General features: G+C 24.8%; 8 protein-coding genes and 1 pseudogene. 3 read left to right on the plus strand and 6 right to left on the minus strand.

Features of this window, described 5'->3' with window-relative positions:
- From EHV01_RS02920 to EHV01_RS02935, 4 genes and pseudogenes are all read right to left on the minus strand, one after another.
- Positions 1-275: pseudogene (locus EHV01_RS02920) on the minus strand (hypothetical protein); the annotation flags it as partial.
- A gap of 433 nt (positions 276-708) precedes the next feature.
- Positions 709-945: a hypothetical protein gene (locus EHV01_RS02925; protein WP_422066128.1), complete on the minus strand. Its 237-nt coding sequence runs from the start codon at positions 943-945 to the stop codon at positions 709-711.
- A gap of 96 nt (positions 946-1,041) precedes the next feature.
- Positions 1,042-1,746, minus strand: coding sequence for a ParA family protein (locus tag EHV01_RS02930; protein ID WP_422066129.1), 705 nt, complete (start codon positions 1,744-1,746; stop codon positions 1,042-1,044).
- Positions 1,733-2,005: a hypothetical protein gene (locus EHV01_RS02935; RefSeq protein WP_422066130.1), complete on the minus strand. Its 273-nt coding sequence runs from the start codon at positions 2,003-2,005 to the stop codon at positions 1,733-1,735. The genes EHV01_RS02930 and EHV01_RS02935 overlap by 14 nt, the downstream gene beginning before the upstream one ends.
- 330 nt (positions 2,006-2,335) lie before the next feature.
- Between EHV01_RS02935 and EHV01_RS02940 the strand changes: the two genes are divergently transcribed.
- Together EHV01_RS02940 and EHV01_RS02945 are read left to right on the plus strand one after the other, a co-directional pair.
- A complete protein-coding gene (locus EHV01_RS02940; protein ID WP_422066131.1) occupies positions 2,336-2,575 on the plus strand; it encodes a hypothetical protein in 240 nt (79 codons plus the stop codon).
- Positions 2,576-2,689: 114 nt separating this feature from the next.
- The gene (locus tag EHV01_RS02945; protein ID WP_422066132.1) at positions 2,690-3,526 is read left to right on the plus strand and encodes an IS3 family transposase; all 837 of its coding nucleotides are present in this window, start codon (positions 2,690-2,692) and stop codon (positions 3,524-3,526) included.
- 63 nt (positions 3,527-3,589) lie between these two features.
- On the opposite strand, the gene EHV01_RS02950 is transcribed toward EHV01_RS02945, so the two are convergent.
- Complete coding sequence (locus EHV01_RS02950) at positions 3,590-3,913, minus strand: hypothetical protein (RefSeq protein ID WP_422066133.1); 324 nt, start codon at positions 3,911-3,913, stop codon at positions 3,590-3,592.
- Positions 3,914-4,313: 400 nt separating this feature from the next.
- On the opposite strand from EHV01_RS02950, the gene EHV01_RS02955 reads away from it, so the two are divergent.
- Positions 4,314-4,493 carry a lipoprotein gene (locus tag EHV01_RS02955; protein WP_422066134.1) on the plus strand — a complete coding sequence of 60 codons (180 nt, stop codon included), beginning with the start codon at positions 4,314-4,316 and terminating at the stop codon, positions 4,491-4,493.
- Between the two features lie 56 nt (positions 4,494-4,549).
- On the opposite strand, the gene EHV01_RS02960 is transcribed toward EHV01_RS02955, so the two are convergent.
- On the minus strand, positions 4,550-5,140 hold the full coding sequence (locus tag EHV01_RS02960; RefSeq protein ID WP_422066135.1) for a hypothetical protein: 591 nt from the start codon (positions 5,138-5,140) through the stop codon (positions 4,550-4,552).
- Between the last annotated feature and the right edge of the window lie 349 nt (positions 5,141-5,489).

The raw sequence follows: 5,489 nt of genomic DNA on the forward strand, positions 1-5,489 counted from the left end.
MMAHTTATTTTGGTTGGTGTGGTTTCCCCTTGTTTCAACACATAAAGACCATTGTTTGTACCAAAATAGACATTGTTTTTACTGTCAACTGAAATTGATTGAACTTTATCATTAACTCCGTTTATTTTATTTATTGGTAGGTAGGCGTTGTTTGAATTAGATGACAAAGGACTAACATCGCGTTTGACACGGGTTTGTACTGTGTTGGCAAGCAATGGAGCAGGAACGCTTGCTGTTAGCGTAGTTATGGTTAATATACTTAGTAACTTTTTCATTTCGTTATTTCCTTTCTGAATTCTCTTTTTAATAAAAAAAAGAGAATAGCACCACCGCACTATTCCCACAAGCAATTTCTAACATATTTCACAATCGTATAATAAACAAAATACCCCAGTAAAATATGTTAAAATTGTCTGTGGAAACGCTAGGTGTTAACTAGTGTTTCCACGATAGTAATTTATTTTCCGATAAATTACTATCACTAATTTTATTAAAAATATTTAATTACATAAATATTATATCACTATAAACAATATTGTTTATAGTTTTTTTATTTTGCTAAGATGAGATAAAAATGTAAAGGTTGATATTTTATTAGTTGATATTTAGTAGCATAGGAATTTAACTAATACCAAAGATATAAATATCTTGGTAAGCAAATTATAACACAAAGTTATAATTTACAATATAATTATACTACCAACGTTTTTATTTTATTTGATTTGGTAATATTCCTATAATGTCATCTTTGAAATATCAAATCGCAAGACAAATTAAAACTATTATTCCTAAAAAAATAAAAGTATAAATAATACGTTTAATTTTAATATATTTTATTATTAAAATTACTATAATTATAACAATGATTCCAATTGTTGAAGGCATTCCAACGGAAATTATTTTATCTCAAATTGCTTGGAATTTTGTTATCTCTGTTAATAACATATCTTAATTTTTTCTCCTTTATTTGATTTGCTTGATTAGTTCTTCATAGGCTTGTTTCTGTCGTCAATAATATGGATTTTCCCAAATGCTATTAAATTAATTTTCAATAGTTTTATATGTATCAGAATATACAATCATTGTTCTTGATAAATTTGTATCTAAATTATTTTCTTTTAGTACACTTTTAATATCCAATAAATTATTATTATCTTTTACTTGATTAAAAATAATATTTATTAATGGTACATTTTTATTTATTAATCTACAAAAATTATTTAAAGTATTTTTTAAATCTAATACTCCTTTAACACTGTTTATTCCGTCATTTATGGGTACAATTATTAAATCAGATAACATTAAAAAACTTACAGATAATTCATTTATTGTTGGTGGATAGTCAATCAACACATAATCATAACCATTAAATATATCTTCGTTTGATTGATAAATCATATCAGATAATAAATATTTTTCTTTTTCTGAATAAACAGTATTTAATAAAGCCGAAACAGTTGATAAACTTTCATTGCCCATTATAATATCAATATTTTTATATTTTGATTTAATTATTATATTGTTAATTTTAATAAATTTAGATGCATTTTTACTACTAATTAAATCAACTATGGAATTATTATTTTCTATATTTTTTTTCGCTGACTGTAATGTTAGGGTCGCTTGCGGATCAAGGTCAATCAACAACACCTTTGCCCCATCAAGTGCAAACTTATAGGCAACGTTTTTGCAAAGGGTTGTTTTGCCGACTCCACCTTTTTTATTACAAAAACTAATCATCTTCATTTTTACTATTCTCCAATCTATCAAAATAATTTCTTAAAATATTATTCATAAGGGTTGTATTCGTTCACTGTTTCTTTTTTGCTAAATTTCTAAATTTTTGAACTAATTCAACATCACAAGTCATCGGAGGCAAAATATTTTGATAATTAATATTTTTTTTAATTTTAGTTCCTTTAAATGAAACAAAATTTCCAATATCACTTTTTGTAATATTTTCATCTTCTAATAAATTATTTTTGATTTTTTTTACTTGCGGCATTTTTTCACCTCTTCATTTTATTTATAACATAAATGTTATGTATAACATTTATAACACAAGTATTTAAAAAGTCAATATATATATTGATTTTTTTTAATTTATAACATAAATTTCATTTATATTATAAATGTTATAAATTAAAAATTAATATATATTAATTTTATTACCATTTTCCCGCGAAAATAACGTTCGATGCGCCACAAACGACAATAACAAAACAAGCAACAAAAAACCCTTATAAATGAACATCTATAATAAAATAGACACAAAAAAAGAACTCAAAATGAGTTATTATTTGTTAAATTATTTTAAAGGAGATGTTTATTTTTTATGGCTAGACAATGAAGTAAAGAAGAAAAAATTAAAGCAATTAAATATTCAAATAAATATGGAATTAATAAAACAATCAAAAAATTTAATATTAACTATACTACAATTATTCGATGACGAAGTGAATTTAAAAAACATGGGGAATATGGTTTAGAATGGGGAAACGGCAAACAAGCAACAATACATAAATATAAACCAAGAAGAGAAAAAAATGTTGATATAAATTTAATGTCACGATAAAAATTAATTGAATATATTAATTTATCAAAAGACATAAAAAAGTTTGTTGTCTTATCGAAAAAGAAGAAATTTAGAATTATTTGTGATTTACGACGCAAATATAATGTCAAATGAATGTGCAAAATTTTAGAAATAAGCTATTCCGGATTTTATAATTGAATTAAATTAGGTTATTCTAAATTTAACAAATGAGATAAGACTTTAGCATGAATTATTAAGTTAACATATTTATTTTATAAGCAAAAATATGGTTATCGTTTACTAACAAAATTAATAAATAAAATGTGAAATCTAAATCTGGCAGAGCACATTGTTTATCGATATATGAAAAATTTAGGAATTAAATCGGTAATTAATAAGAAAACTAAATTCAAATATCCTGAATCTACTGAAGATAGTAAAACAGCAAATTTATTATTAAAAACTAATAAAGATGGGAAACTTAAACGTAATTTTTATACCACTGAGATTAATCAAGTTTGAGTTACTGATATAACATATTTACTTACTAGTAATAAACCATTTTATTCAACAATAATACGTGATATTCATAATGGTGAAATTATTGATTGAGATATTTCATCTAATTTTAGCAATGGTTTTGTTTTTCAAAGTCTTACAAACGCTTGAATTAAAAGAAATAAACCTAAAAATGTAATAATTCATAGTGATCATGGTATTCAGTATATTAAACAAGAATGAAATATTTTAACTGGTCAATTAAACATGTGAATGTCAATGTCTCGGAAAGGTAATCCTCCTGATAATGGTTATTGTGAAACATGATTTAAATCTTATAAATATGAATGTTTAAATTTAATTCCTAAAAGCAACAGAACAAAAGAAATTTTAATGAAAGTTACACATAATTATGTAAATTTTTATAATAATTATCGTCCTTTAACAAAATTAAAAGGAATGAGCCCTGTTGAGTACAGACTTCATTCATAAAGTTCTTTTTTATTATCCATTTTTCTTGACAAGTCCAAAAATAAGGGTTTTATGTGTAGTGTACTATGTTAAATTATTCGGTTTAAATTGCTCTAAATATTTTACAAGAATACTAATCAATTGCCTATATTTTTGTAGTAAACCGTTAATAATTTCACTAGAATTGCGAGTATTTAATTCATTTAGTTTATTTTCAAAATATTCAAATTGTCGTTCCGAACACGGAACATAATACTGATAAAACAAATTTTTAATATATGTTTTTTGTTTTTCTGTAATTTGATTTTTATGGCCAAGAAATCAAGGTTTAATTTTTGTATTATTTTCTATGTAATAATATTTTAATTTAATACATAAACATAAATCATTTCAATTTAAGTCAAACATCACATATCACCCCTATATTTTTATTTAAAAATATTTTAGCACTCTAAGATATTAATTGACAAAACTTTATTATAGTTTTATAATTTAAATAGGTTGATATAAACAACCTATAATCAATTTTATTATATAAATTTTTGTGATAAGAAGGGTTATAGAAAAAATGTCAAATTTAATTATGAAATACCGCACTTTTTAATATGTATATTGTAAACCAAATGCAACACTTTATTTTTCATAAAGTGTTGCATTTGGTTTACAATATACATATTAAAAAGTGCGGTATTTCATAATTAAATTTTCATTAACTCAACAAGATATAAATTTGCCGTTTGTATTTACAAAACGCCATATAAAAGTTTTGCATTTGGTTTACAATATACAAAAAGTAAAAAGGATAAATATGAAAAAAATATTAAGTATTTTAGGTGTAATCACTTTAATCGGAACAAGTACAACAAGTTTAGTTGCTTGTAATAAAATAGTAGAATATACACCCGAAGAATTAAAAGAACTAAAAGAAAAAAATAACATAAATACAAAAGATGGTACTTTAGAATGAATAGCACCACAAAAAATTTAATAAAATAAATATATAAATTTATTTATGTTTAATAAAAACAGCACATGCTGTTTTTATTATGCTTTATTTCAAATTTCGTAAGTATGTTGCGACGGATAAGCACCAATAATATTGATTTGTTTTTCAATTCAGTGAGCGAGCGTCTGAGTGGGGGTAATTCAGTGAATTTTACCACCCGCAATAAGTCACTCTCGCAAGTTAATTAATTTCGTTCTAAACCGGTCGGGTGACTTGCGAGTGCGTTCAAATTCAACATAGATTTCGCTATCATCATTTTTGGTGATAATTAAATCAGGATAAACATTCAAATTTGCGTTTTCCATTTTTAACTCTCGCTCGGTTTGATAATGCTCAATATCATTCTGTGCGACAAGTCATTTGATTAACATATCTTGGTGCTGTAATTCATAGTAATTGACTTTAATACTTTTTTTATGAACTCGTCCTAAATGACTTTGTGCTTTACTAGTTAAAGTATAATAGTTTTTCTTCGGTAGCGTGTCCACATTCAACATTTTTAATTTTACTAATTGTTCTTTTTGCAATTGAATTGTTTTAATATTTTTATTTAGTAGCAAAGCTGTTTGTTCTAAATTCAAATATCCTCAACGATTTATCATAATCAATATTTTTTCTAACTCACCCATAATATCACCTCCTTACCAACCACTTTTGTCATACCAACAGGGTGGGGTTTTTTCTTTTTTCGGTTCGTTTTTTTCTTTTAAGGGCGCGGGCAAAAAGAAAAAGGAACTAGGTAGTTTTTTATTGGTTGTATTTGTTGCAACAAATACAACCAATAAAAAACTACCACTGCGGAACACAAACATTAAGCCGAAACCCCGTGCTATCAACAACGTTGGGAGTGCGAGGTTTCGGGTGCTTTGCGTACCAAAATGCTTGTCGTTCCGCAACATAAGCAAGATTATTAATAAGTATATAAACTTACTAAATACTTAATATAATTATATATTAAAAGTAATATATTTATTAATT

The organism is Spiroplasma sp. hy2, from assembly GCF_044714365.1.
In the GTDB taxonomy this organism is placed as follows: Bacteria; Bacillota_I; Bacilli_A; order Mycoplasmatales; family Mycoplasmataceae; genus Spiroplasma; species Spiroplasma phoeniceum.